General features: G+C 61.3%; 26 protein-coding genes. 21 read left to right on the forward strand and 5 right to left on the reverse strand.

The window, feature by feature from the left end; all coding sequences use genetic code 11:
* Nucleotides 1-204 precede the first annotated feature (204 nt).
* The 20 genes from MO767_RS14415 (at nucleotide 205) to MO767_RS14510 (ending at nucleotide 18,294) form a co-directional block, all read left to right on the forward strand.
* Nucleotides 205-930 (forward strand): beta-ketoacyl synthase chain length factor, encoded by a 726-nt coding sequence (locus tag MO767_RS14415; RefSeq protein ID WP_282481048.1) that lies wholly within the window; start codon nucleotides 205-207, stop codon nucleotides 928-930.
* Complete coding sequence (locus MO767_RS14420; protein ID WP_282481049.1) at nucleotides 906-1,715, forward strand: lysophospholipid acyltransferase family protein; 810 nt, start codon at nucleotides 906-908, stop codon at nucleotides 1,713-1,715. The genes MO767_RS14415 and MO767_RS14420 overlap by 25 nt, the downstream gene beginning before the upstream one ends.
* On the forward strand, nucleotides 1,696-1,956 hold the full coding sequence (locus MO767_RS14425) for a phosphopantetheine-binding protein (protein WP_008149626.1): 261 nt from the start codon (nucleotides 1,696-1,698) through the stop codon (nucleotides 1,954-1,956). Before MO767_RS14420 ends, MO767_RS14425 begins: the two co-directional genes overlap by 20 nt.
* A gap of 9 nt (nucleotides 1,957-1,965) precedes the next feature.
* Nucleotides 1,966-2,220 (forward strand): acyl carrier protein, encoded by a 255-nt coding sequence (locus MO767_RS14430; protein WP_028622164.1) that lies wholly within the window; start codon nucleotides 1,966-1,968, stop codon nucleotides 2,218-2,220.
* Nucleotides 2,217-2,762, forward strand: a complete 546-nt coding sequence (locus MO767_RS14435; protein ID WP_282481050.1) for a hypothetical protein — start codon at nucleotides 2,217-2,219, stop codon at nucleotides 2,760-2,762. The genes MO767_RS14430 and MO767_RS14435 overlap by 4 nt, the downstream gene beginning before the upstream one ends.
* On the forward strand, nucleotides 2,759-4,441 hold the full coding sequence (locus MO767_RS14440) for an acyl-CoA synthetase family protein (RefSeq protein ID WP_282481051.1): 1,683 nt from the start codon (nucleotides 2,759-2,761) through the stop codon (nucleotides 4,439-4,441). The genes MO767_RS14435 and MO767_RS14440 overlap by 4 nt, the downstream gene beginning before the upstream one ends.
* Nucleotides 4,434-5,168 (forward strand): glycosyltransferase family 2 protein, encoded by a 735-nt coding sequence (locus tag MO767_RS14445; protein ID WP_282481052.1) that lies wholly within the window; start codon nucleotides 4,434-4,436, stop codon nucleotides 5,166-5,168. The genes MO767_RS14440 and MO767_RS14445 overlap by 8 nt, the downstream gene beginning before the upstream one ends.
* On the forward strand, nucleotides 5,165-6,106 hold the full coding sequence (locus MO767_RS14450) for a glycosyl transferase (protein WP_282481053.1): 942 nt from the start codon (nucleotides 5,165-5,167) through the stop codon (nucleotides 6,104-6,106). Before MO767_RS14445 ends, MO767_RS14450 begins: the two co-directional genes overlap by 4 nt.
* Nucleotides 6,087-7,631, forward strand: a complete 1,545-nt coding sequence (locus tag MO767_RS14455; protein WP_282481054.1) for an aromatic amino acid ammonia-lyase — start codon at nucleotides 6,087-6,089, stop codon at nucleotides 7,629-7,631. Before MO767_RS14450 ends, MO767_RS14455 begins: the two co-directional genes overlap by 20 nt.
* Nucleotides 7,624-8,049 (forward strand): acyl-CoA thioesterase, encoded by a 426-nt coding sequence (locus tag MO767_RS14460; RefSeq protein ID WP_149631049.1) that lies wholly within the window; start codon nucleotides 7,624-7,626, stop codon nucleotides 8,047-8,049. The genes MO767_RS14455 and MO767_RS14460 overlap by 8 nt, the downstream gene beginning before the upstream one ends.
* Nucleotides 8,050-8,204: 155 nt before the next feature.
* On the forward strand, nucleotides 8,205-8,774 hold the full coding sequence (locus MO767_RS14465) for an outer membrane lipoprotein carrier protein LolA (RefSeq protein ID WP_282481201.1): 570 nt from the start codon (nucleotides 8,205-8,207) through the stop codon (nucleotides 8,772-8,774).
* Entirely contained in the window at nucleotides 8,758-11,097 is a 2,340-nt protein-coding gene (locus tag MO767_RS14470; protein WP_282481055.1) for an MMPL family transporter, read from the forward strand. Before MO767_RS14465 ends, MO767_RS14470 begins: the two co-directional genes overlap by 17 nt.
* A complete protein-coding gene (locus MO767_RS14475) occupies nucleotides 11,094-12,254 on the forward strand; it encodes a sodium:proton antiporter (protein ID WP_282481056.1) in 1,161 nt (386 codons plus the stop codon). Before MO767_RS14470 ends, MO767_RS14475 begins: the two co-directional genes overlap by 4 nt.
* The gene (locus MO767_RS14480) at nucleotides 12,241-13,488 is read left to right on the forward strand and encodes an NAD(P)/FAD-dependent oxidoreductase (protein WP_282481057.1); all 1,248 of its coding nucleotides are present in this window, start codon (nucleotides 12,241-12,243) and stop codon (nucleotides 13,486-13,488) included. Before MO767_RS14475 ends, MO767_RS14480 begins: the two co-directional genes overlap by 14 nt.
* Nucleotides 13,485-14,210 carry a class I SAM-dependent methyltransferase gene (locus MO767_RS14485; RefSeq protein WP_282481058.1) on the forward strand — a complete coding sequence of 242 codons (726 nt, stop codon included), beginning with the start codon at nucleotides 13,485-13,487 and terminating at the stop codon, nucleotides 14,208-14,210. The genes MO767_RS14480 and MO767_RS14485 overlap by 4 nt, the downstream gene beginning before the upstream one ends.
* A complete protein-coding gene (locus tag MO767_RS14490; RefSeq protein WP_282481059.1) occupies nucleotides 14,210-14,692 on the forward strand; it encodes a hypothetical protein in 483 nt (160 codons plus the stop codon). The genes MO767_RS14485 and MO767_RS14490 overlap by 1 nt, the downstream gene beginning before the upstream one ends.
* Nucleotides 14,689-15,885 (forward strand): beta-ketoacyl-[acyl-carrier-protein] synthase family protein, encoded by a 1,197-nt coding sequence (locus MO767_RS14495; RefSeq protein ID WP_282481060.1) that lies wholly within the window; start codon nucleotides 14,689-14,691, stop codon nucleotides 15,883-15,885. Before MO767_RS14490 ends, MO767_RS14495 begins: the two co-directional genes overlap by 4 nt.
* Nucleotides 15,882-16,343, forward strand: a complete 462-nt coding sequence (locus MO767_RS14500; RefSeq protein WP_008149597.1) for a hotdog family protein — start codon at nucleotides 15,882-15,884, stop codon at nucleotides 16,341-16,343. The genes MO767_RS14495 and MO767_RS14500 overlap by 4 nt, the downstream gene beginning before the upstream one ends.
* The gene (gene fabG, locus MO767_RS14505; RefSeq protein WP_282481061.1) at nucleotides 16,340-17,068 is read left to right on the forward strand and encodes a 3-oxoacyl-ACP reductase FabG; all 729 of its coding nucleotides are present in this window, start codon (nucleotides 16,340-16,342) and stop codon (nucleotides 17,066-17,068) included. Before MO767_RS14500 ends, fabG begins: the two co-directional genes overlap by 4 nt.
* A complete protein-coding gene (locus MO767_RS14510; protein ID WP_282481062.1) occupies nucleotides 17,068-18,294 on the forward strand; it encodes a beta-ketoacyl-ACP synthase in 1,227 nt (408 codons plus the stop codon). The genes fabG and MO767_RS14510 overlap by 1 nt, the downstream gene beginning before the upstream one ends.
* Nucleotides 18,295-18,342: 48 nt before the next feature.
* On the opposite strand, the gene MO767_RS14515 is transcribed toward MO767_RS14510, so the two are convergent.
* The 3 genes from MO767_RS14515 to MO767_RS14525 all read right to left on the reverse strand — a co-directional run bounded on the left by MO767_RS14515 (nucleotide 18,343) and on the right by MO767_RS14525 (nucleotide 19,928).
* Nucleotides 18,343-18,630 carry an addiction module antidote protein gene (locus tag MO767_RS14515; RefSeq protein WP_007943750.1) on the reverse strand — a complete coding sequence of 96 codons (288 nt, stop codon included), beginning with the start codon at nucleotides 18,628-18,630 and terminating at the stop codon, nucleotides 18,343-18,345.
* Nucleotides 18,627-18,932: a type II toxin-antitoxin system RelE/ParE family toxin gene (locus MO767_RS14520; protein WP_282481063.1), complete on the reverse strand. Its 306-nt coding sequence runs from the start codon at nucleotides 18,930-18,932 to the stop codon at nucleotides 18,627-18,629. Before MO767_RS14520 ends, MO767_RS14515 begins: the two co-directional genes overlap by 4 nt.
* A gap of 93 nt (nucleotides 18,933-19,025) precedes the next feature.
* The gene (locus tag MO767_RS14525) at nucleotides 19,026-19,928 is read right to left on the reverse strand and encodes a LysR family transcriptional regulator (RefSeq protein WP_282481064.1); all 903 of its coding nucleotides are present in this window, start codon (nucleotides 19,926-19,928) and stop codon (nucleotides 19,026-19,028) included.
* 118 nt (nucleotides 19,929-20,046) lie between these two features.
* On the opposite strand from MO767_RS14525, the gene MO767_RS14530 reads away from it, so the two are divergent.
* The gene (locus MO767_RS14530) at nucleotides 20,047-21,321 is read left to right on the forward strand and encodes an MFS transporter (RefSeq protein ID WP_282481065.1); all 1,275 of its coding nucleotides are present in this window, start codon (nucleotides 20,047-20,049) and stop codon (nucleotides 21,319-21,321) included.
* A gap of 156 nt (nucleotides 21,322-21,477) precedes the next feature.
* On the opposite strand, the gene hemE is transcribed toward MO767_RS14530, so the two are convergent.
* Both hemE and MO767_RS14540 read right to left on the reverse strand, forming a co-directional pair.
* Complete coding sequence (gene hemE / locus MO767_RS14535) at nucleotides 21,478-22,545, reverse strand: uroporphyrinogen decarboxylase (RefSeq protein WP_282481066.1); 1,068 nt, start codon at nucleotides 22,543-22,545, stop codon at nucleotides 21,478-21,480.
* 250 nt (nucleotides 22,546-22,795) lie between these two features.
* Nucleotides 22,796-24,214: an FAD-dependent oxidoreductase gene (locus MO767_RS14540; protein ID WP_282481067.1), complete on the reverse strand. Its 1,419-nt coding sequence runs from the start codon at nucleotides 24,212-24,214 to the stop codon at nucleotides 22,796-22,798.
* Nucleotides 24,215-24,216 lie beyond the last annotated feature (2 nt).

Below are 24,216 nucleotides of genomic sequence, written 5' to 3' on the forward strand. Positions count from 1 at the left end.
ACATGCCCACCACGACGTGGATAATGGCCATACAACAGTTTTTCCCGGACCAACCAGTACATTTCGCCGAGCAAAATGTAACCAACATTTGCTACACGTCCGCAGCACCGGGATAATGCGCGTCACTCGGCGCAATGCGCAACGTAGGCTCAGCCGCGGTCTTTGCGACTCGACGCGTCAAAGAAGCCCGCAGGGGCGGGATGAATGTCTGTGATCAATTTCAACATCGCCCAATGGCGCGCGTGGGCCCCTGGGCTCGAAAGCGTGGACGATTGGCAGGCCTGGAGCCGACAACCGGTCGTGCTTGCGAGCAGCGATGCCGCACCCGACGTCTCGTTTCTGCCGGCCATGCAGCGCCGGCGACTCAGTCGTCTGGCGCGGATGGCGTTCAGTGTCGGCTGGCCCTTGGCCGATGGCCGCCAAGACCTACCGTTGGTCTTTATTTCTCGCCACGGCGAAACCCCGCGCACCTTCGATATCCTCAGCGATCTGGCTGCCGATCAGCCGTTGTCGCCGACTCAATTCAGCCTGTCCGTGCACAACGCGGTCATCGGCCTGTGGTCGATCATGCGCGGCGAAACCAGCGAAATGACGGCCCTCGCTGCAGCCGGCGACGGCCTTGAACACGGCATGCTAGAGGCCGCGGCTTTGCTTTCCGAGGGCGCTCCCGCGGTACTGCTGATCGTCACCGAAGAGCAACCGCCCGAAGCCTACTCGACCTGGATCGACGACGTGCCATTCCCTTACGCGGTCGGCTTGTTGATCACCCCCGGCAACAACTGGCAGTTGTCCCTGAACAGCGCCGCGGATGAGTTGTCCAAAGCCCACTGGCCCCATGCCCTGAACCTATTGAGTACCCTGCTCGGCCAGCAAACAACCTGCCAACATGCCTGGAAAAATCGTGTATGGACCTGGCAACGCAACCTGTAACCGAAAAAAACCGCGACGCCTATTACTGGCGCCTGCTGGCTACCGCCGCAAGCTTCACCCTGTTCGGGTTGGGCGGGCTGTGCCTGCGGCTGGTGGTTTTCCCGCTGCTGAACTGCCTGCCCGGCGACGCCTGGACACACCGGCGACGAGCGCGGCACACCGTTGCCCGCCTGTTCTGGTTTTTTGTGCGATTCATGGCTCGCACCGGCGTGCTGACTTACGACATCCAGGGCGCCGAAAAACTCGGCCGACCGGGGCAAATGATTATCGCCAATCACCCGTCGTTGATCGATGTGGTGTTCCTGATCGGCCTGGTGCGCCACGCCAACTGCGTGGTCAAGAAAAGTCTCTGGGAGAACCCTTTTACCCGCGGCCCGCTGCACTGCATCGAATACATCAGCAACGACGGCAGCATGGACATGCTCGATGCCGCTGCCGACGCGCTGAAAAGCGGCCAGACCCTGATCATCTTTCCTGAAGGCACCCGCACTCAGCCCGGTCAGGCGCCAGCCTTTCATCGGGGTGCTGCGGCAATCGCTCTGCGCGGTGCGAAAATCCTCACCCCGGTGATCATCAAGGTCAGCCCGACCACATTGACCAAGGCCGAGCCCTGGTATCGGATCCCCAAACGCCGTGTGCACTTCAGTTTCCGTGTCGGGGCCGATATAGACCCACAAGCCTTCGCCTCGCTGGGCCCTGCTCCTCAGGCCTCGCGCAAGCTCAATGACTATTTGCATCATTACTACATTAAGGAGCTCGCCGAAGATGAGCGATCTACACCGTGAAATCAAAGAACTGATCATCGACGCCCTGGGCCTTGAAGACATCAGCGCACAAGACATCGGCGACGACCAGACGCTGTTCGGCGAAGGCCTGGGCCTGGATTCGGTAGACGCTCTGGAACTCGGCCTGGCCATCCAGAAAAAGTACGGCATCAAAATCGACGCCGACGCCAAAGACACACGCAATCACTTCAGCAACGTGGCGAGCCTTGCGGCGTTCGTCACTGCAAAACAGGCAGCTTGAGACCGGACCATGCAAACTCGTGACGACATCTTCAACACCCTGCGCGATGCTCTGGTCGAACTCTTCGAGCTGGAACCCGAGCGCGTAAGCCTCGAATCCAACCTGTATCAGGATCTGGAAATCGACAGCATTGACGCGGTCGACCTGATCGATCACATCAAACGCCAGACCGGCAAGAAAATCGCTGCCGAAGAGTTCAAATCGGTGCGTACCGTCAGCGACGTGGTCGAGGCGGTCTACCGTCTGGTTCAGCCGGCCGCATGAGCCGACTGATCGGCCTCGGCCTGCTGCTGGCGGGCCTGCTGTACCCCTTTGCGGTGTATTTCGGCATGGAGCACTTTGCCCCGTGGCAGTTCGGTCTGCTGCTGGGCAGCCTGTGGCTGGCCCGGGCACTGCTCGGTACGCGCAAGCCCGGCAGTCTGTGGATGGCGATCACCGCGATCACTTTTTGCCTGTTGCTGGCGTTGTTCGACAGCCCGCTGCTGCTGCGCTGGTACCCGGTGCTGATCAGCGCGTTCATGCTCGGGCTGTTTGGCCTGAGCTTGATCGTCGGCCCGCCGATCATCGAACGCCTGGCGCGCTTGCGTGAACCGCAACTGCCGGCCAAGGCGATTGTTTATACCCGCCAGGTGACGGTCGTCTGGTGCGTGTTTTTTCTCTTTAACGGTTTGCTCGCCGCCGCCCTGACCCTCTGGGCGCCGCTAAGTTGGTGGATGTTGTACACCGGACTGATTTCCTACGGATTGATGGGCCTGCTGTTTGCCATTGAATGGCTTATACGACAACGGGTACGAGGCCACCCATGAATTGGATAAAACTTGAGCAACTGTTGCTCAAGGCACAACCGGAACGTGCCGTGACGGCCGAACCGACGCTAAATCATGCACAGCTTTGCGAACAGGCGTTAAGCCTCGCCGCGGGCCTGCAAGCCCAGGGTGTGCGACGTATTGCCGTGCACCTTGAGGACGCCGCCGACCTGGCGATTGCCCTGCTCGGTGCCTGGCGCGCCGGGGTCAGCGTGCTGCTGCCCGCAGACCTGCAAGCCCGGACTCGCCAGCGCTGGTCGACCGAAGTCGATCTGTGGCTGACCGATCAGGCCGATGACGCGCACCTGAGCGATTATCGGCAGCCGCCGTTGATGGCGGCCGCACTGGATCTGGATCGCTGTTCGCTGAGCCTGTGCACGTCCGGCTCCAGTGGCGAGCCCAAGCGCATCGACAAAACCCTGCGCCAACTGGCCAATGAAGTCGAAGCGCTGGAGCGGCTCTGGGGCGCCGATCTTGGGGCGGCTTGCATCATCGGCAGCGTCGCCACTCAACATATCTACGGATTATTGTTTCGAGTGCTATGGCCGCTGTGCGCCGGGCGCTCGATTGTGCGCAAGCAGCTGGCATTCCCTGAAGACCTGCAGCGCGCCAGCCGCGAACACCCGGTGTTCGCCTGGGTCGCCAGCCCGGCGCTGCTCAAGCGCATGGGCGACAACCTCGACTGGCCTGCTTTAAGTGCGGTTCGCCGGGTATTTTCCTCCGGTGGCGCCTTGCCGGCCGAAGCCGCGCAAAGCCTTCAGCAACGCCTGCAGCAATGGCCGACGGAAATCCTCGGCAGCTCGGAAACCGGCGGCATCGCCTGGCGTCAGGGCGACGATCTCTGGCAGCCCTTTGCTGACATTGAATTGAGCCAGGACAGCGACGGCGCCCTGCTCATTGCTTCGCCGTACTTGGCGCCCGGGCATATCGAACACACCGCGGATGCTGCGCGAATCGCTGCCGACGGCCGATTCGAACTGCTCGGACGGCTGGACCGAATCGTCAAACTGGAAGAAAAACGTATCTCGCTACCGATGCTGGAACAGGCACTCATAGCCCACGACTGGGTCGCCGAAGCGCGTCTTGGCGTGGTTCAGGAAAACCGCGCTTCGTTGGGTGCGCTGTTGGTGCTGACCGAGTCAGGCCTGCATGCCTTGCGCAATCAGGGGCGACGCACCCTCACGCAAGAACTGCGTCAGCATTTGAGCCAGCATTGCGAAGCCCTGGCCTTGCCACGACGCTGGCGCCTGCTGCGGCAACTGCCGCTGAACGCTCAGGGCAAACTGCCCCAGGCCACCGTTGAAGCCTTACTGCTGGCGCCGCGTCCAAAGGCGCCGCAAGTGCTGGAACAGGTCGAAGTCGATGGCGAGTGGAGCCTGCAACTGGCGGTACCACCCGACCTCGCTTACTTCAGCGGTCACTTCCCTCAGGCACCGGTATTGCCCGGTGTGGTGCAAGTGGAATGGGCGTTAACGCTGGGTCAGCAATTGATGGACCTGCCGGCAAAATTCGCGGGCATGGAAGTGCTGAAATTCCAGCAACTGGTGCGCCCTGGCGATGAAGTCCAGTTGCACCTGCGCTTCGATCCAACGCGCAGCAAGTTGTATTTCGCCTATCGCAACGAGACCGCAACCTGCTCCAGTGGGCGAATCTTGCTGGAGGCGTCAGGCGATGCATAACCCCTGCGCCGTGGTCCCGGTCTACAACCACGAAACGGCCATCACCACAGTGGTTGATGCGGTGCTCACCAGCGGCTTGCCGTGCATTCTGGTGGACGATGCCAGCAGCCCGCCCTGTGCAAAGGTGCTTGATCAACTGGCCCAGCACGACAAGGTGTTCCTGATCCGACTCGCCGCCAACCAGGGCAAGGGTGGCGCGGTCATGACCGGTTTTCGCGAAGCCTCGCGCCTGGGCTTCAGCCATGCCTTGCAGGTGGACGCCGACGGTCAGCATGATCTGCAAGACGTCCAGACTTTCATCAAACTGTCACGCGCCCATCCCGAGGCGGTGATCTGCGGCTATCCGCGATACGACGCCAGCGTGCCGAAAGGTCGTTTGTACGCCCGTTACCTGACTCACGTCATGGTCTGGATCAACACCCTGTCGTTGCAGATCCGCGATTCCATGTGCGGCTTCCGTGTCTATCCGTTGCCACCGACCCTGGCGCTGATCGATTCGGCGAAGATTGGCAAGCGCATGGACTTCGACTCGGACATTCTCGTGCGACTGGCCTGGCGCAATCTGCCCATGCAATGGCTGCAAACCAACGTCCATTACCCGCTGGATGGTGTCTCGCATTTCCGCCTGTTCCACGACAACGTGCTGATTACGAGCATGCACACCCGGTTGTTCTTCGGCATGTTGCTGCGGGCGCCAGTGATTCTCTGGCGACGGTGGCGAGCATGAGCGCAGACAAGGAACACTGGGCTGACCGCCAGGAGCGCGGCAGCTTCTGGCTGATGAAATTCACCGCACTCTGCGCCAAAGTGCTGGGCCGTCGGCTGTTGAGTCCGCTGCTGTACGGCATCGTTCTGTACTTTTTCCTGTTCGGGCGCAGCGCCCGTCGCAGCGCCTGGCAATACCAGCAGCGACTCGCCGACTGGAGTGGTCGCCACGAATTGCGCCCGACCCAATGGCGAGTCTTCGGCCAGTTCATGGCCTTCGCCGACTCCATGCTCGACAAGCTCGACGTCTGGAACGGCAAGCTGAGCATCGAGCAGATTGAAATCATCGACCCGGCATTGCTGCGCAATCAACTGCGCGGCACCCGCGGGCAGATGCTGGTAGGCGCGCATTTGGGCAATCTCGAGGTCTGCCGTGCGCTGGCCGAGATCGGTGAAAAAGTCACGATGAACGTGCTGGTGCACACCAAGCACGCCGAACATTTCAACCGCTTGCTGGGTGAAGCCGGCGCGACCAATTTGCGGCTGATTCAAGTCAGCGAACTGGACCCGCTGATCATGTTGCAACTCCATGAGCGCCTGGAGCGCGGTGAATGGCTGGCGATTGCCGGCGATCGCGTGCCGCTGCACGGCGGGCGCAGCGTGACGGTGGACTTCCTCGGCCATCAAGCCGCGTTCCCTCAGGGCCCATGGTTGCTGGCCGGTCTGCTGAAATGCCCGATCAACCTGATGCTGTGCCTGAAGAAGCCGACGGGCGACTATCGACTGACCCTCGAACCGTTCGCCGAGGCCGTGGTGTGGAAGCGCAGCGACCGCGAGCAGGTCATTCATCAGTGGGCCTCCCGCTATGCCGAACGCTTGGGTCACTATTGCCTTGAAGCGCCCCAACAATGGTTCAACTTTTACCCTTTCTGGAAGACCGATGACGACGCCAACGCTTGAGCCGGTAACCTTCGGCGAACTCCCTTTGCGCATCGAAGACGTGCTGGCCCTGGCCAACCGTCAGGTGCCGACGCAGTTGCAAGGCGACCCTGCGTACCGCGAGCGTATCGCCAAGGGTGCGCGATTCCTCGACTCCCTGCTGGACAAGGAAGGCGTGATCTACGGCGTGACCACCGGTTACGGCGATTCTTGCGTGGTCGCGGTACCGCTGCATCACGTCGAGGCATTGCCCCGTCATCTGTACACGTTCCACGGCTGCGGCCTGGGCAAACTGCTTGATGCGCAGGCCACTCGCGCGGTGCTGGCGGCGCGTTTGCAGTCGCTGTGCCACGGCGTGTCCGGGGTGCGCATGGAACTGCTGGAACGCCTGCAAGCCTTCCTCGAACACGACATTCTGCCGCTGATTCCGGAAGAGGGCTCGGTGGGCGCCAGCGGTGATCTGACGCCGTTGTCCTATGTCGCCGCGACCTTGTCCGGCGAGCGCGAAGTGATGTTCCGGGGTGAACGCTGGCAAGCGGCCGACGTACACCGCGAACTGGGTTGGGAACCGCTGGTCCTGCGCCCGAAAGAAGCGTTGGCGCTGATGAACGGCACCGCCGTCATGACCGGCCTCGCGTGCCTGGCCTACGCCCGCGCCGATTACCTGCTGCAACTGGCCACGCGCATCACCGCGTTGAATGTGGTCGCCCTGCAAGGCAACCCCGAGCACTTCGACGAGCGCCTGTTCGCCACCAAACCGCATCCGGGGCAGATGCAAGTTGCCGCGTGGCTGCGCAAGGATCTGGCGATCGACGCTCCGACCGCGCCGCTGCATCGCCTGCAAGACCGTTATTCCCTGCGTTGTGCACCCCACGTCCTCGGCGTATTGGCCGACAGCCTGAACTGGCTGCGCTCGTTCATCGAGATCGAGCTCAACAGCGCTAACGACAACCCGATTATCGACGCCGAAGCCGAGCGCGTGTTGCACGGCGGGCACTTCTACGGCGGCCACATTGCGTTCGCCATGGACAGCCTGAAAAACCTGGTGGCCAACGTCGCCGACCTGCTCGATCGTCAACTCGCCTTGCTGGTGGACGAGCGTTACAACCACGGCTTGCCGAGCAACCTGTCCGGCGCCACCGCTGACCGGGCGATGCTCAATCACGGCTTCAAAGCCGTGCAGATCGGCACCAGTGCCTGGACCGCCGAAGCGCTGAAAAACACCATGCCGGCCAGCGTCTTCTCGCGCTCCACCGAATGCCACAACCAGGACAAAGTGAGCATGGGCACAATCGCTGCCCGCGATGCGATCCGTGTGCTGGAACTGACCGAACAGGTCGCCGCCGCCACCCTGCTGGCCGCCAACCAAGGCGTCTGGCTGCGCAGCAAGGCCGAGGATGCACGTCCATTGCCACCGGCCCTGGCCGCCATGCACGAGGAGTTGGCCAAGGACTTCCCGCCGGTCATCGAAGACCGCGCGCTGGAAGGCGAACTGCGCCTGTGCCTGAAGCGTATTGCCGAGCAACACTGGAGGCTGCATGCGTAGCAAGGGAGTGCTTCACACCGATACGGAAATCCTCGTGCCGTTCTTTGATGTCGACACCATGAACGTTGTCTGGCACGGCCATTACATCAAATACCTGGAAGTCGCCCGCTGCGCGCTGCTGGACAAGATCGGCCACAACTACACGGCCATGGTCGAGTCGGGTTACGCGTGGCCGGTGATCGATCTGCAATTGCGTTATGTGCGCGGCGCCGTGTTCGGCCAAAAGCTCAACGTGCGCGCCAATCTGGTGGAATGGGAGAACCGTCTGAAGATCAGCTACCTGATCAGCGATCTGGACACCGGCGAACGCTTGACCCGCGCCAGTTCCGTGCAGGTCGCCGTCGACATGAGCAGCCGCGAAATGCAGTTGGCCTCACCCAAGGTCTTCACCGACGCTGTTGAAAGGATGCTCGCATGAACCTGTTGAAAACCCTCTGTAGCAGCTGCCGAAGCCTGCGTTCGATTGCGCAGCAGTCGCCCTGCGTTTCTCCTGATGCACCACAAGCGCAGGTTTTACGACGGCTTCGCCGCCGAACGCAGCCTCGCGGGCTCGGCAGCTGCTACCTGTTCGTGATGGCGCTGGGGTTTTCTTCGATGGCGCAGGCTTTTGATTTGCAGCAGTTGAGTGATCAACTGGCAAAACCTGACGTGATCCACGGCAACTTCATTCAGGAAAAACACCTGCGCGCCCTGCCCCAGCCGCTGACCAGCAAGGGCACTTTCGTTCTCGCTAAAAACCACGGTTTGCTCTGGCTGCTGAAAACCCCGCTGCAACAGGATTACCGCATCAGCGCCAAAGGCATTGCCCGGCGTGACGCCAACGGTTGGCAAATGCTGCCGAGCAAGAGTGCCGGCGCCGAGCAGAACCGTTTGTTCCTCGCCGTACTGCAAGGCGACAGCAGTGGGCTGCAACGGGATTTCGAGCTTTCACTGAGCGGCGATGCACAGAACTGGAAGCTGACGCTCACCCCGCGTTCCATGCTGCTCAAGCAGGTGTTCACTCAGATCAACATTGCCGGCGGCGAACTGGTGCACAGCATCGAGCTGCTCGAAACCCAGGGCGACAGCACGCTTTTGCGCATGCAGGACAGCACCCGCTTCCAACCGTTGAGCGATGCGGAGCAACATGACTTTGCCGAGTGAACGGAGTCTTCCACGGCTGTTTCTGATCCTGCTGCTGGCGGTGCTCGCGCTCGCCGGTTGGCAATGGCGTGACGGCGCCCCGCTGTCGGCCAACCTGATGGAACTGGTGCCGGGCACGGCGCCAGACGCGCTGGAACTGCGCGCCGAACAACGCATGCAAGAACCGCTGAACCGAGAAATGCTGGTGCTGGTCGGCCACACCGATCGCCAGCAAGCCGTCGCGATGGCACAGAAACTGGGTGAACAGTGGCAGGCCAGCGGTTTGTTCGAAAAGGTCCAATGGAACCTCCAGGCCGACCTCCCGGCGCTGCGCACTCAATTGCTCAATGGTCGACTCGCGATGCTGTCAGCGGCTGACCAGCAGCAACTCATTGAACATCCCGACGCCTTTATCCAACAGCGAGTGCAAGCGCTGTTCGACCCCTTCATCGGTTTCAGTCTGGTGCCGAGCCAGGATGACTGGCTGGGCCTGACCGGACGCATCCAGAACAGCCAGCCGCAACACGGCGCGGTGCAACTGGACATCGGCAGCGGTGCGCTGGTCGCCGATGCCGACGGCAAGAGTTGGGTGCTGCTGCGCTCGCGCACCACGGGCAACGCCTTCGACATGAACCTGCCGCTGCAAGTGGCCGACCTGCTCCAGCACAGCCGTGAAGAAGCCGCTCAGGTAGACGTTCAACTGCTTGCCGCCAGCGGCTTGCTCTATGCGGCCAGTGGGCAAAAGCAAGCCACCCGGGAAATGACCTGGGTCGGTGGCGGCGCCACGGTGGGCATTCTGTTGCTGTTGCTGCTGGCCTTCCGGCGCTGGCGGGTTTTGCTGGCCTTCGTCCCAGTGCTGGTCGGCATGCTCTTCGGCGCGGTGGCCTGCGTGGCGTTGTTCGGCCATATGCATGTGATGACCCTGGTGCTCGGTTCGAGCCTGATCGGCGTGGCGGTCGATTACCCGCTGCACTATCTGTCCAAGAGCTGGAGCCTGAAACCCTGGCACAGTTGGCCGGCCCTGCGCCTGACGTTGCCGGGCCTGACGCTGAGCCTGATCACCAGTTGCATCGGTTACCTGGCCCTGGCCTGGACACCGTTCCCGGCGCTGACCCAAATTGCCGTGTTTTCTGCCGCCGGTTTGCTCGGCGCTTATTTGTCCGCCGTGTGCCTGCTGCCGGCACTGCTCAAGGGCACAGACCTGCGTCCAGCGCAGTGGCCGCTGCGGGTGGCCGAGTATTTGCTGGGGCGCCGTGAAGCGTTGCTCAAGCTCGCGAGCACGCCGGTGCTGCTGGCGCTGCTGATTGCCTTTTGTGTGGGCGGTCTGTTGCAGCTCGACACCAAAAACGACATTCGCCAGTGGGTCGGTGCACCGCAGCAACTGACTGACGAAGCACAAACCATTGCACGCATCACAGGCTATCAACCCACCAGCCAGTTCTTCCTGGTGCGCGCGGCCAATCAGCAGCAACTGCTGGAACGCCAAACCGCGCTGAGCGAGCGGCTGGATCAGTTGGTCAACCTGGAAAAACTCCAGGGTTATCTGTCGCTCAATCAATTGGTCAGCCAACCGACCGAACAGCGGCAAGTGCGCGAAGCGTTGAACAAGTTGCCGCAGTTCTGGCAGCCGCTACTCGATGTCGGCGTGCCGGCCGAGGCGCTGCAAGCAGAGCTCACGAAGTTGCAGGCACTGCCCACCGAAGACATCGACGCAGCGCTGGTCGGCCCATTAGCGGAACCCTATCGCGCGCTGTGGCTGGGACCGACCGATGACGGCGTAGCGGCGATGGTCAGTCTGCAAGGCCTGAACAACCCCTCTCTGCTACGCGTCCAGGCACTGGATTTGCCGGGCGTGGAACTGGTGGATCGCCTCGGGGAGTTGAACAAGGTGTTCGCCGACACCCAGATCAGTGTCGCAGAATTGAAACTCGCGTCCTGCGTGCTGATCGTGCTGGTGCTGATCCTGCCGTTCGGTTTCGGCGGCGCGCTGCGAATCGTCGCGCTGCCGCTGCTGGCCGCGCTGTGCAGCCTGGCCAGTCTCGGCTGGATGGGGCAACCGCTGACGCTGTTCAGTCTGTTCGGCCTGCTGCTGGTGACGGCCATCAGTGTTGATTACGCGATCCTCATGCGTGAACAGGTCGGCGGCGCTGCCGTGAGCCTGCTGGGCACCTTGCTGGCGGCGCTGACCACGTGGCTGTCGTTCGGTTTGCTGGCGGTGTCCAGCACGCCGGCGGTGAGCAACTTCGGTCTGTCGGTGAGCCTGGGGCTGGCCTTCAGCTTCATTCTTGCGCCGTGGGCCGGACACCAGGTTCACGCCGCCCCAGTCACGGAGTCAGCCACATGATGATCGCCGTGTTCTGGGTCATGGCCCTGGCGCTGTTCGCCGTGGCCACCCGTGTCGGTCGACACTTCGGCGTGATCCCGATCGTCAGCCAGTTGTTGCTGGCCACCTTCGGCCTGCCGCTGCTGATGTACTTCTGGATCGAGCCCCAATGGCAATTGAGCGGCGCAACGCTGGTCGCACCGGGCTGGCTGAAAAACGTCTACAGCTTGAGTTTTGCCTTGTTGCTGGGGCACATTCTCAGTGACGTGATCGACCTGCGACTCGACCGTCAAAGCCTGAAAATCGCCCTGCCGAGTTTCTGCATTCCGTTTGCCTGCGGCCTCGCGACAGCGGTGTGGCTGTTACCGCCGCAACCCTGGATCAGTTCGCTGGCGGTCGGCCTGCTGTTCGCCATCACGGCGATTCCGGTGTTGTATCTGTACCTGCGGCACATCAAATACCCGCCTGCCGCTACCCGGCGACTGGTGCAGACCGCGATCCTCATCGACCTCACTTGCTGGACCCTGTTCGCCATCGCCCAGGGCAGCCTGCACCTGAGCAGCCTCCTGCTGCCGCTGGCCGGCGCTTGCCTGCCGTTACTGCTGCGTCTGCTCCGATTGCGCCAGCCGTTGCTGCACAGCGGTTGCTTCTTCGCACTGCTGGTCGTGGCGGAACACTTCAAGCTCAATGCGCTGATTTTCGGCATCGGTTACCTGTTGTGGATGGCCGCGCTCAAAGTGCCGTTGGTGCTGCCGTTGCCGGTGATCTGGATGAGTCACTTGCAGACGTATATCGCGATCCCGCTGATCCTCACGTTCGGCATCGTGCAAATCAACGTCCACGCGGCCATGGCCAGCCTCGGCTGGGTGCAACTGGCGGCCCTGTTGCTGTTCCCGATTGCCAGTAAACTGCTGGGCAACTGGCTGGGCCTCGGCTGGGCCGGCGCCTCGTTTGAAGGCGCCAGTCGCTGGCGGGAAAGTGTCTTGCTGAACATTCGTGGCTTGAGCGAGATCGTCTTTCTCAACCTGTTGCTGCAACAACAACTCATCTGCCCGGCGCTGTACTTCGCGCTGATGGTGATGGGCCTGATCGCGACACTGCTGCCGGCGCTCGTCGGCATGCACCGAACCCCTCTGAACATCGCCGTCCCGGCAAGGAGCCCCCGTGCCAACAGTTGAAATGGAACATCGCCAGGTCGTGGTTATCGGTGCAGGTCCATCGGGCGCCATCGCTGCCGCGTTGCTCAAGCGCAAAGGTCACGATGTATTGATGATCGAACGCCAGCATTTCCCAAGGTTTTCCATCGGTGAAAGCCTGCTGTCCCACTGCCTGGATTTCGTCGAAGAAGCCGGCATGCTCGAGGCGGTGAACGCCGCCGGATTCCAGTTGAAAAACGGTGCGGCATTCGCTTGGGGCGAGCAATACAGCGCCTTTGATTTCGGCGAGACTTTCAGCAACGGCAAGCCGACCACCTTCCAGGTCCAGCGTGCCGATTTCGACAAGCTGCTGGCCGATCAGGCTGCGCTGCAAGGCGTCGACGTTCGTTACGGCGAAGCCATCGTCAGCGTCGATTTCACCCTGCCGAAACCGCAACTCGATGTGCTTCGCGAAGACGGCAGCCAGTACCGTGTCGAAGCCGATTTCGTGCTGGATGCCAGCGGCTACGGCCGTGTGTTGCCGCGCTTGCTCGACCTTGAAGCACCATCGGATTTCCCGGTGCGCCAGGCCGTGTTCACCCACGTCGAAGACCACATCGACAACCCGGCCTTCGAGCGGGAAAAAATCCTCATCACCACCCATCCGATCCACCGCGACATCTGGTTCTGGACCATCCCGTTCAGCAAGGGCCGTTGCTCGGTGGGCGTGGTCGCAGCAGCCGAACACTTCGACGGTCGCATGGAAAATCTGGACGAGTGCCTGCGAGGGTTTATCGCTGAAACCCCAAGCCTGGCCGGAGTGCTGAACAACGCCGTGTGGGATACGCCTGCTCGAACCATCGGTGGCTACTCGGCCAACGTCAAAACCCTCCACGGGCCAGGCTTTGCCCTGCTCGGCAACGCAGCAGAATTCCTCGACCCGGTGTTCTCCTCCGGCGTGACCATCGCCATGCGCTCGGCGAGCATGGCCGCCGGGGTTCTGCATCGCCAACTGCAAGGCGAACATGTCGACTGGCAGACTGAGTTCGCCATCCCGCTCAAGCGCGGCGTCGACACGTTCCGTTGCTACGTCGAAGGCTGGTACGCCGGGACGTTCCAGGATGTGATTTATCACGAGGGCGGCTCGCCGGATATTCGCCGCATGATCAGTTCGATCCTCGCTGGTTATGCCTGGGACGAGCGTAATCCGTTCGTCGCCGAACCCAAGCGCCGGCTGCGGATGCTCTCGGAGCTCTGTGCAAGGGATGCCACATGAGCTACTTGAGCGACACCTACGTCGAAGACACCCGCTTTGGTTTCTGGTTCCTGCGCAGCCACACCTGGCAGCACCATGTTCTGCGAGTGGCAATCGCCGATTTGCGCAGCCTGTTCAGCGAATCACCGCCGAGCAACCCGGTGCTGCTGGATGCCGGTTGCGGTCAGGGCAAATCGTTCCAGTACCTGCGCCAGACCTTTGCCCCCCAGCGCCTGATCGGTCTGGACGCCGACCCTCACAGCCTGCACCTGGCCGGCGAAGAGGCCGTTCGTCAGGGCATGGCGGTGGAGTTGATCGGCAGCGACTGCGCGAGCATCAACGTCCCCGACGCCAGCGTCGATTTGCTGTTCTGTCACCAGACCTTCCACCATCTGGTGCAGCAGGAACAGGCACTGGCCGAGTTCTACCGCGTGCTCAAACCCGGTGGCTATCTGCTGTTCGCCGAATCCACCGAGGCTTACATTGATACTTGGGTGATCCGCTGGTTGTTCCGTCATCCGATGCACGTGCAAAAGAGCGCCGCCGGGTACCTGGAGATGATTCGTCAGCAAGGTTTCGAACTCGGCCCGCAAAACGTGTCTTATCCATACTTGTGGTGGAGCCGCGCCAAGGATTTCGGCCTGTTTGAACGCGTGGGTCTGCGCCGGCCAAAGCCCTTCGGCCAACGGGAAGAAACCCTGGTCAATGTGGTCGCGCGCAAACCCCTTGAAAGGTGTGTTTGATGATCCGTTTTCTGCTTTTGGGTTGCGTCCTGTTGCTGAGCGCCTGTGCCAGCCGGGCGCCGCTGCCCGAGCAAACCCCAAACCTGTCATTGCCGCTGCAATTGCACATCCAGCGTCTGCTGGCCGACCAACGGCAGGACTGGGTGCTGGTGATCCAGCGTGAAGGCCCGGGCATTCGCTGGTCGATGATGGACTTGCTGGGCATTCCACAGGCACGCCAGAAACTGGTCGATGGCGAGTGGCAGGCTGACGGCCTGCTGCCGCCCAATCCGGAAGCGCGAGAGCTGTTCGCCGCGCTGCTGTTTGCGCTGACCCCTAAAGATGAACTGTCGGGCAACTATCCCGCCGCGTGGCAGCATGGCTCGCAACGATCCTTGCCAGCGCACTGGGAAGTCCGCTACTCACAACCCATGAGCTTTGAATTGAACCTGCCCAAAGGCCCGAAATATCAAGTCACGCCGCTCAGCGGGGACGCGCCATGACGGCCTACCTGAATGCCCTCGGGGTGATCTGCGCCCTGGGCCGTGACAAGTCCGAAGTCGCTCGCAACCTGTTTGCCGGTGACTGCTCGGGCATGCGCAATGAGGCTGGCTGGGTGGCGGAACGGTCGTTGCCCGTGGCCGCGGTTCGCGGCGAACTGGCGCCGATCCCGGCTGAGCTTGCGCCGCAAGACACTCGCAATAATCAATTGCTGCTGGAAGCCGCGCTGCAAATTCGCGAAGACATCGATCAGGCGATCCAGACCTACGGCCGCGACCGCATCGGTATCGTTCTGGGCACCAGCACCTCGGGTATCGACGAAGCCAGTCGCGGCCTGGCCCATTACATCCGCGAGCATCAGTTCCCGGCTGATTATGGCTACCAGCAACAGGAACTCGGCGCTCCAGCGAACTTCCTCGCCGACTGGCTGCAACTGAGCGGCCCGGCCTATGTGATTTCCACGGCCTGCACTTCCAGCGCCCGGGCGCTGATGAGTGCTCAGCGACTGTTGGATTTGGGCATTTGCGACGCGGTGCTGTGCGGAGGTGTCGACAGCCTGTGCAAGCTGACCCTCAATGGCTTCTCGGCGCTGGAAGCGGTGTCCGGGCAACGCTGCAACCCGTTTTCGGTGAACCGTAACGGCATCAACATTGGTGAAGCGGCGGCGCTGTTTTTGATGAGCAAACGTGTCGGCGACAGCCAGCCGATTGCCCTGCTCGGCAGTGGCGCCAGCTCCGATGCGCATCACATTTCCGCCCCGGAACCCAGCGGCCGCGGCGCACTGCAAGCGATGCGCAAAGCCTTGAACCGAGCACAACTGCAGCCGCAACAGATCGACTACCTGAACCTGCACGGCACCGCCACCCAACACAACGACGCCATGGAAAGCCTGGCGGTGGCGACGTTGTTCCCGGCGGGGGTGCCGTGTTCGTCGACCAAACCCATGACCGGTCACACCCTCGGGGCGGCCGGCGCTCTGGAAGCGGCGTTCTGCTGGTTGAGCCTCAGTGCAGGCAATCGCGAGCACGCCCTGCCGCCCCACGTCTGGGACGGCCAACCGGATCCCAAATTGCCAGCCCTGAATTGGGTGACCCCGGCCAATCGCCTGACGTCCATTGCACCTCGCTATCTGATGAGCAATTCCTTTGCCTTCGGTGGTAACAACGTCAGCCTGATTATCGGAGACGCCCCATGATTGACTGGCCGATCGCCGAACTGCTGCCGCACGCGGGCGACATGATCTTCATCGAGCAGATCCTGTCGTTCGATGACGAGCAGATTTACACCCGCCTCACGGTCAAGCCCGATGGCCTGTTCAACCGCCCGGACGGCAGCCTGCCGGCCTGGGTCGGCATCGAACTGATGGCCCAGAGCGTCGCCGCCTACGCCGGTTGCCATGCGCGCCAGCGAGGCGATGCGGTGGAGCTGGGGTTTCTGCTCGGCACCCGCAAATTCGAATGCAACGTCGAGCACTTCCCCGCCGGCACGGAGCTGACCATCCACGGCATCCGCTCGCTGGAAGACGACAACGGCATGGGCGTGTTCGAATGCCACATCACCGCCCCCGGCATTCACGCCACCGCTCGTCTGAACGTGTTCCGCCCGCCCCAGGCCGCTCAATACCTTCATGAGACCCAAGGAACCCAGCCATGACTGAATCCGTACTGATCACCGGTTCCAGCCGTGGCATCGGCCGCGCCATCGCTTTGCGTCTGGCCCAGGCCGGGCATGACATCGTGCTGCATTGCCGCAGTGGCCTGGCGGACGCTGAAGCCGTGAAGGCCGACATCGAAGCCTTGGGGCGCAACGTGCGCATTCTGCAATTCGATGTGTCCGATCGCGCCAGCTGCAAAGCCATTCTCGAAGCCGACGTGGAAACCCACGGCGCCTATTACGGCGTGGTGCTGAACGCCGGCCTGACGCGCGACGGTGCTTTTCCGGCCCTGAGCGAGGATGATTGGGACGTGGTAATGCGCACCAACCTCGACGGTTTCTACAACGTGCTGCACCCGGTGATGATGCCGATGATTCGCCGTCGCGCCGCCGGACGGATTGTTTGCATCACCTCGGTTTCTGGGTTGATCGGCAACCGTGGCCAGGTCAACTACAGCGCCTCCAAGGCCGGTTTGATCGGCGCGGCGAAGGCGTTGGCGATTGAATTGGGCAAGCGCAAAATTACCGTTAACTGTGTCGCACCCGGCTTGATCGACACCGCGATGCTCGATGAAAACGTGCCGGTGGAAGAAATGATGAAAATGATCCCCGCACAACGCATGGGCACCCCGGAAGAGGTGGCCAGCGCAGTGAATTTCCTGATGTCGGCGGAAGCGTCGTACATCACCCGGCAGGTTCTGGCCGTTAACGGAGGCCTGTGCTGATGAAGCGCGTCGTCGTCACCGGCATGGCCGGCATCACCTCACTCGGTAGCGATTGGGACACCATCGCCGCTAATTTCGCAGCCAACCGCAGCGGCATACGCCGCATGGACGAGTGGGATCGTTTCACCGAACTCAACACCCGACTGGCGGGCCCCATCGATGACTTCAAAGTGCCGAGCCACTGGACCCGCAAGCAATTGCGCAGCATGGGCCGGGTCTCGCGCCTGGCGGTCGGCGCGGCAGAACAGGCATTGGCCGATGCCGGTCTGTTGGGTGACCCGTCGATCAAGGACGGGCGCATGGGCGTTTCCTGCGGCTCATCCACCGGCAGCACCGACGAGATCAAGGCGTTCGGCAACATGCTGCTCAACTCGGTGGCCGAGGGCCTGAACGCCAATTCCTATGTGCGCATGATGCCGCACACCACAGCGGCGAATATCAGCATCTTCTTCGGCCTCACCGGCCGATTGATCCCGACCTCCAGCGCTTGCACCAGCGGCAGTCAGGGCATCGGTTATGCCTACGAGTCGGTCAAGTTTGGTCGCCTGCCATTGATGCTCGCCGGCGGCGCTGAAGAGCTGTGCCCCACCGAAGCGATGGTCTTCGATGCGCTCTACGCCACCAGCCTGAAAAACGATGCGCCGCAGACTTCCCCACGCCCCTACGACAGCGGCCGCGATGGCCTGGTGATCGGTGAAGGCAGCGGCATGCTGGTGCTCGAAGAACTCGAACACGCATTGGCTCGCGGTGCGCACATCCACGCCGAACTTGTCGGTTTCGGCAGCAACGCCGACGGCCAGCACGCCACCCGTCCAGAACAGGTCACCATGCGCCGGGCCATGGAGCTGGCGCTGGAAGACGCCGGGTTACAGCCTTCGGATATCGGCTACGTGAATGGTCACGGCACGGCCACTGAACAGGGCGACATTGCCGAAACCCTGGCGACCAGCGCGTTGTTCGGCGAGCACATGCCGATCAGCTCGCAGAAGAGCTTCCTCGGTCACACCCTCGGAGCCTGCGGTGCGCTGGAATCCTGGTTCAGCATCGAAATGATGAACCGCGATCTGTACATCCACACCCTCAACCTCGACGACGTCGACCCGCACTGCGGCAAACTCGATTACCTGCGCGGCGAGTTCCGGCAGATGAGCAACCAGTACGTGATGAACAACAACTTTGCGTTTGGTGGGGTTAATACTTCGCTGATCTTTCGGCGTTGGTCGTAACGCCAGAAACGACAAAGGGCGCCTTTCGGCGCCCCCTTTTAATTTGGCTCAGGTACTGGCGTGTAACTTCAATCCTAAAGCTTTCACGACTTTAAGGATGGTACCGAACTCTGGATTCCCTTCACCTGACAGGGCACGGTAAAGACTTTCCCGAGATAGTCCCGCATCCCGCGCGACCTGAGTCATGCCGCGAGCACGTGCAATGGTCCCGAGAGCCTTGGCGATGAATGCTGGATCATCTCCCGCTTCTTCCATACAAGCGTCAAGATAATTGGCCATGTCCTCCTCGGTCTTGAGGTACTCAGCAGAGTCCCAGCGAGTGAATTGTTCGGTCATGGGTTTTGCTCCTGCCAGGATTTAGCAATTAGCCTGGCTTGTTTGATGTCACGGGTTTGGCTGCTTTTGTCACCACCACAAAGGAGGATGACCAACTGGTTGCCTTGTTGCATGAAATAGACCCGATAACCGGGACTATAGTTAATTCGTGCTTCACTCAACCCTTCTCCGATGGCTTTGACATCACCAAAATTCCCTTCGGACATGCGGTCAATTCGCACTTGGATACGCATCCTGGCGCGGCTATCGGCCAGCTTCAATAGCCAGTCAGAGAATGTTGAACTTCGAAGGATCTCCGTCATGCGCCGAGTGTAGCTCTTGAGCTACACGTGCTCAACCAGGAATCCTGATGAGTCGACATTCGGCAGTCTAGTAATTGATCAATTGCGCGGTAGCTATGGCTTCAACGGTTCAACCTTACGCGTCAACAACTCCACAAACGCCTTGGCCATCGGCGACTTCTGATCCTTGCGCTGCACCAGCCACACCGCCGACACCGCCTCCGGATCGAGCAGAGGCCGATAGACCACCCCTTCGATGCGCATCCGCTGATAAGACGCCGGCAACACGGATACACCCAGCCCCGCCGCCACTAGACCAATGATCGTCATCGCCTCGCCCGCCTCCTGAGCGAAGTGCGGACTGAAACCGGCATCCCGCGCCAGGCTGAGCAATTGTGCGTACAGACCACTGCCATAGCTGCGTGGGAAAAATACGAAGGGTTCGAGGGCCAGGGCTGACAGAAACAAGCCTTCCTCACTATCGGTCACCAATGGATGCTTGGAGCTGAGCACCGCCACCAGCGGCTCACGCATCAGCTCCACCACGCTGAGCGAATCAGGCAACCCAAGTGGCCGCATGATTCCGACTTCAATCGACTCATCCACCAACGCATCGGCGACCTGGGTGCTGCTCATCTCCCGCAGGCTCAGGTGCACCGCCGGGAATCTCTGGCGAAACGAAAAAATCGCCTGAGGGATGGTCGAGTTAAACGGAGCTGACGAGGTGAAGCCAATCTTCAGTTCGCCCAACTCACCCAGCTGCGCCCGCCGTGCAACATCCGCCGCCTTGTCGACCTGTGCCAGCACCAACCGCGCCTCTTTCAGAAACAGCCGGCCGGCTTCACTGAGCTCGACCCGACGATTGGTCCGCTCGAACAACCGCGCACCCACCTCCTGCTCCAGCGCCTGAATCTGCTGGCTCAGTGGCGGTTGCGAGATGCCCAGCACCTGGGCGGCGCGGCCGAAGTGCAGTTCTTCGGCAACAGCAATGAAGTAGCGCAGGTGACGCAATTCCATGAATACTCCATTAGGTCGTTAAACCTATCAAACAGGTCGAACAATATATTGGATTGAATCATTAGGCAGCTATATGCTTTTTTCATCGCCTGACCGGCTGCGTCCTCCGAGGTCCGAAGTGAAAACTGCTGTCGCTCCACTTGCCCATGAAGTTCCGCCCACAGCGGTGGACGATGTTGTCGCCGAATTGAAGGAGATCTACATCGAGAAAGGCACGCCGTTGTTCATGCGCACGGTGTTGGCACTGTTCGCCGGCGGCTTCGCAACCTTCGCTCTGCTCTATTGCGTGCAGCCGATGATGCCGCTGCTGTCCCATGAGTACTCTATCAACGCCGCCCAGAGCAGCCTGATCCTCTCGGTCGCCACCGGCATGCTCGCCATTGGTCTGCTAATCACCGGCCCGATCTCTGATCGCGTCGGGCGCAAACCGGTGATGGTCGCCGCGCTGTTTGCCGCCGCGCTCTGCACAATCGCCAGTTCCATGATGCCGAGCTGGCACGGCGTGTTGGTGATGCGCGCGTTGATAGGCTTGTCGTTGAGCGGCTTGGCGGCGGTCGCCATGACGTATTTGAGCGAAGAGATCCACCCGCAGCACATCGGCCTAGCCATGGGTTTGTACATCGCCGGCAACGCGATTGGCGGGATGTGCGGTCGCTTGATCACTGGCGTGTTGATCGATTTCGTCAGTTGGCACACGGCAATGCTGGTGATCGGTGGCCTCGCGCTGATCGCCGCGACGGTGTTCTGGAAAATCCTCCCCGAGTCGCGCAACTTCCGCGCCCGCTCGTTACACCCGCGCAGCTTGATTGACGGCTTCACCATGCACTTTCGCGACGCCGGCCTGCCGTTGTTGTTCCTTGAAGCCTTTGTGCTGATGGGCGCGTTTGTCACGCTGTTCAACTACATCGGCTATCGCCTGCTGGCCGCGCCTTACAACATGGACCAGGCGTTTGTCGGGTTGCTGTCGGTGGTGTACCTGTCGGGGATTTACAGCTCCGCGAAGATTGGCTCGCTGGCCGACAAACTGGGCCGGCGCAAGGTGTTATGGGCAACCATCGTGCTGATGATCGCCGGACTCGCCCTGACCATGCTCACGCCGCTGCCACTGGTGATCATTGGTATGTTGATCTTCACTTTCGGCTTCTTCGGCGCCCATTCGGTGGCGAGTAGCTGGATTGGCCGCCGCGCCATTAAGGCCAAGGGGCAGGCGTCGTCGCTGTACCTGTTCAGCTATTACGCCGGGTCGAGCATCGCCGGGACGGCGGGCGGGGTGTTCTGGCACATGGGTGGATGGAACGGGATCGGGTCGTTTATTGGCGGGTTGCTGGTGATTGCGCTGCTGGTGGCGTTGAAACTGGCGAAGTTGCCACCCCTGGCCGGTGTGAAGGCCTGAATTCGTCCCACCACAAACAACTGTGGGAGCGAGCTTGCTCGCGATGAGGGCTTCACATTCAACATTTTTGTTGACTGATCTGCCGCCATCGTCGGAACGCCGCCCGGAGCAAGCTCGCTCCCACATTAAAGCCGGGTGTCTGTTAACCCGTCACGATCACTCGTGATACTGCGCCGACAGTTCATGCACCGCGCGCAGGAAGGCGCCGGCGTGTTCCGGGTCGACTTCAGGGGTGATGCCATGGCCGAGGTTGAACACGTGGCCGCTGCCCTTGCCGTAGCTGGCGAGGATGCGGCCGACTTCGGTGCGGATGGCTTCTGGCTTGGCGTAGAGCACGGTCGGGTCCATGTTGCCTTGCAGGGCGACTTTGTTGCCGACGCGGTCGCGGGCGTTGCCGATGTCGCAGGTCCAGTCCAGGCCCAACGCGTCAGCGCCGGCGTCGGCGATGCTTTCCAGCCACAGGCCGCCGCCCTTGGTGAACAGGATGACCGGCACTTTGCGGCCTTCGTGTTCGCGGATCAGGCCGCTGACGATTTTGCGCATGTAGGCCAGGGAGAATTCCTGGTACGCCGCCGCCGAGAGGTTGCCGCCCCAGCTATCGAAGATCTGCACCGCTTGCGCGCCGGCCATGATCTGGCCGTTGAGGTAGCTGGTGACCGACTGAGCCAGCTTGTCCAGCAACAAGTGCAGGGCTTGCGGGTTGTCGTAGAGCATGGTTTTGGTCTTGCGGTAGTCTTTCGACGAGCCGCCTTCGACCATGTAGGTGGCCAGGGTCCATGGGCTGCCGGAGAAACCGATCAGCGGCACGCGGCCGTTCAGTTCGCGGCGGATGGTGCTGACCGCGTCCATGACGTAGCCGAGGTCTTTGTGCGGATCAGGGATCGGCAGGGCTTCGATGTCGGCCAGGGTGCTGACGACTTTCTTGAAGCGCGGACCTTCACCGGTTTCGAAGTACAGGCCTTGGCCCATGGCGTCCGGGATGGTCAGGATGTCGGAGAACAGGATCGCCGCGTCCAGTTGTGGGTAACGGTCGAGCGGCTGCATCGTGACTTCGCAAGCGAACTCCGGGTTCATGCACAGGCTCATGAAGTCGCCGGCCTTGGCACGGCTGGCACGGTATTCCGGCAGGTAGCGACCGGCCTGACGCATCATCCAGACAGGCGTGACGTCTACGGGTTGCTTGAGCAGGGCGCGAAGGAAACGGTCGTTCTTCAGGGCAGTCATGTCGGCATCCGGAAAAAAAGTGCGGGCATTTTCTCAGAGCGCGACGCAAAAGGCACGGTTGCAGGTCAGCCTTTTGTCTATCGGGTCAATTTGTCGCGGTGGAACACTGTTTTTGCAACACCACAAACCAGTGTGGGAGCGGGCTTGCTCGCGATGAGGCCATAACATCCAACATCTAAGTTGACTGTTACACCGCTATCGCGAGCAAGCTCGCTCCCACATTTGATCCCATTTCAGGTCAGGATCGGGTTCAGACGCCCAGGTAATCCAGGATCCCTTCGGCGGCATTGCGGCCTTCGAAGATCGCCGTCACCACCAGGTCAGAACCGCGAACCATGTCGCCACCTGCGAAAATTTTCGGGTTGCTGGTTTGGTGTTTATATTTGCCTTGTTCCGGGGCCACAACGCGGCCCTGGCTATCGGTCTGGATGCTGTGCTGTTCGAACCACGACGCCGGGCTCGGACGGAAACCGAACGCGATGACCACGGCATCAGCCGGAATGATCTCTTCGGAACCCGGAATCGGCTCAGGACTGCGACGACCACGGGCATCCGGTTCGCCGAGACGGGTCTCGACCACCTTCACGCCTTCGACGCGGTCTTCGCCAACGATGGCGATTGGCTGGCGGTTGTAGAGGAACTTCACGCCTTCTTCCTTGGCGTTCTTCACTTCTTTGCGCGAGCCCGGCATGTTCGCTTCGTCACGACGATAAGCGCAGGTCACCGATTTGGCGCCCTGGCGAATCGACGTACGGTTGCAGTCCATCGCCGTGTCGCCGCCACCCAGTACCACCACCTTCTTGCCTTTCATGTCGACGAAATCTTCCGGCGACTTTTCAAAGCCCAGGTTGCGGTTGACGTTGGCGATCAGGAAGTCCAGCGCGTCGTGCACGCCCGGCAAATCCTCACCGGCAAAGCCGCCCTTCATGTAGGTGTAGGTGCCCATGCCCATGAACACGGCATCGTACTCTTCGAGCAGTTGCTCGACGGTCACGTCCTTGCCCACTTCGGTGTTCAGACGGAACTCGATGCCCATGCCAGTGAAGACTTCGCGACGATTGCTCAGCACGGTCTTTTCCAGCTTGAACTCAGGGATGCCGAAGGTCAGCAGACCGCCGATTTCCGGGTTCTTGTCGAACACCACCGGGGTCACGCCGCCGCGTACCAGCACGTCGGCACAGCCCAAACCGGCCGGGCCTGCGCCGATCACTGCAACACGTTTGCCGGTCGGTATGACCTTGGACATGTCCGGGCGCCAGCCCATGGCGAACGCGGTGTCGGTGATGTACTTCTCGACCGAACCGATAGTCACCGCGCCGAAACCGTCGTTGAGGGTGCAGGCACCCTCGCACAGACGATCCTGCGGGCACACCCGGCCGCAGACTTCCGGCAGGGTGTTGGTCTGGTGCGACAGCTCGGCGGCCTGAAGGATGTTGCCCTCGGCCACCAGCTTCAGCCAGTTCGGAATGAAGTTGTGCACCGGGCACTTCCATTCGCAATACGGGTTACCGCAACCCAGGCAGCGGTGAGCCTGATCGGCCGAATGCTGGGGTTTGAAGGGTTCGTAGATTTCCACGAACTCTTTCTTGCGTTGACGCAACAGTTTCTTCTTCGGATCTTTGCGCCCGACGTCGATGAACTGGAAGTCGTTATTCAGACGTTCAGCCATTG

Origin of the sequence: Pseudomonas sp. UYIF39 (assembly GCF_029963765.1) — a bacterium.
Classification (GTDB): Bacteria; Pseudomonadota; Gammaproteobacteria; order Pseudomonadales; family Pseudomonadaceae; genus Aquipseudomonas.

What these genes read in the sequence shown, in the direction of transcription:
- MO767_RS14525 (WP_282481064.1), bottom strand. Translation starts at nt 19,928, where the DNA reads ATGGAATTGCGTCACCTGCGCTACTTCATTGCTGTTGCCGAAGAACTG.
- MO767_RS14470 (WP_282481055.1), top strand. Translation starts at nt 8,758, where the DNA reads ATGACTTTGCCGAGTGAACGGAGTCTTCCACGGCTGTTTCTGATCCTG.
- MO767_RS14490 (WP_282481059.1), top strand. Translation starts at nt 14,210, where the DNA reads ATGATCCGTTTTCTGCTTTTGGGTTGCGTCCTGTTGCTGAGCGCCTGT.
- MO767_RS14415 (WP_282481048.1), top strand. Translation starts at nt 205, where the DNA reads ATGTCTGTGATCAATTTCAACATCGCCCAATGGCGCGCGTGGGCCCCT.
- MO767_RS14420 (WP_282481049.1), top strand. Translation starts at nt 906, where the DNA reads ATGGACCTGGCAACGCAACCTGTAACCGAAAAAAACCGCGACGCCTAT.
- MO767_RS14460 (WP_149631049.1), top strand. Translation starts at nt 7,624, where the DNA reads ATGCGTAGCAAGGGAGTGCTTCACACCGATACGGAAATCCTCGTGCCG.
- MO767_RS14445 (WP_282481052.1), top strand. Translation starts at nt 4,434, where the DNA reads ATGCATAACCCCTGCGCCGTGGTCCCGGTCTACAACCACGAAACGGCC.
- hemE (WP_282481066.1), bottom strand. Translation starts at nt 22,545, where the DNA reads ATGACTGCCCTGAAGAACGACCGTTTCCTTCGCGCCCTGCTCAAGCAA.
- fabG (WP_282481061.1), top strand. Translation starts at nt 16,340, where the DNA reads ATGACTGAATCCGTACTGATCACCGGTTCCAGCCGTGGCATCGGCCGC.
- MO767_RS14440 (WP_282481051.1), top strand. Translation starts at nt 2,759, where the DNA reads ATGAATTGGATAAAACTTGAGCAACTGTTGCTCAAGGCACAACCGGAA.
- MO767_RS14510 (WP_282481062.1), top strand. Translation starts at nt 17,068, where the DNA reads ATGAAGCGCGTCGTCGTCACCGGCATGGCCGGCATCACCTCACTCGGT.
- MO767_RS14435 (WP_282481050.1), top strand. Translation starts at nt 2,217, where the DNA reads ATGAGCCGACTGATCGGCCTCGGCCTGCTGCTGGCGGGCCTGCTGTAC.
- MO767_RS14450 (WP_282481053.1), top strand. Translation starts at nt 5,165, where the DNA reads ATGAGCGCAGACAAGGAACACTGGGCTGACCGCCAGGAGCGCGGCAGC.
- MO767_RS14475 (WP_282481056.1), top strand. Translation starts at nt 11,094, where the DNA reads ATGATGATCGCCGTGTTCTGGGTCATGGCCCTGGCGCTGTTCGCCGTG.
- MO767_RS14485 (WP_282481058.1), top strand. Translation starts at nt 13,485, where the DNA reads ATGAGCTACTTGAGCGACACCTACGTCGAAGACACCCGCTTTGGTTTC.
- MO767_RS14425 (WP_008149626.1), top strand. Translation starts at nt 1,696, where the DNA reads ATGAGCGATCTACACCGTGAAATCAAAGAACTGATCATCGACGCCCTG.
- MO767_RS14465 (WP_282481201.1), top strand. Translation starts at nt 8,205, where the DNA reads ATGGCGCTGGGGTTTTCTTCGATGGCGCAGGCTTTTGATTTGCAGCAG.
- MO767_RS14430 (WP_028622164.1), top strand. Translation starts at nt 1,966, where the DNA reads ATGCAAACTCGTGACGACATCTTCAACACCCTGCGCGATGCTCTGGTC.
- MO767_RS14540 (WP_282481067.1), bottom strand. Translation starts at nt 24,214, where the DNA reads ATGGCTGAACGTCTGAATAACGACTTCCAGTTCATCGACGTCGGGCGC.
- MO767_RS14520 (WP_282481063.1), bottom strand. Translation starts at nt 18,932, where the DNA reads ATGACGGAGATCCTTCGAAGTTCAACATTCTCTGACTGGCTATTGAAG.
- MO767_RS14515 (WP_007943750.1), bottom strand. Translation starts at nt 18,630, where the DNA reads ATGACCGAACAATTCACTCGCTGGGACTCTGCTGAGTACCTCAAGACC.
- MO767_RS14500 (WP_008149597.1), top strand. Translation starts at nt 15,882, where the DNA reads ATGATTGACTGGCCGATCGCCGAACTGCTGCCGCACGCGGGCGACATG.
- MO767_RS14495 (WP_282481060.1), top strand. Translation starts at nt 14,689, where the DNA reads ATGACGGCCTACCTGAATGCCCTCGGGGTGATCTGCGCCCTGGGCCGT.
- MO767_RS14455 (WP_282481054.1), top strand. Translation starts at nt 6,087, where the DNA reads ATGACGACGCCAACGCTTGAGCCGGTAACCTTCGGCGAACTCCCTTTG.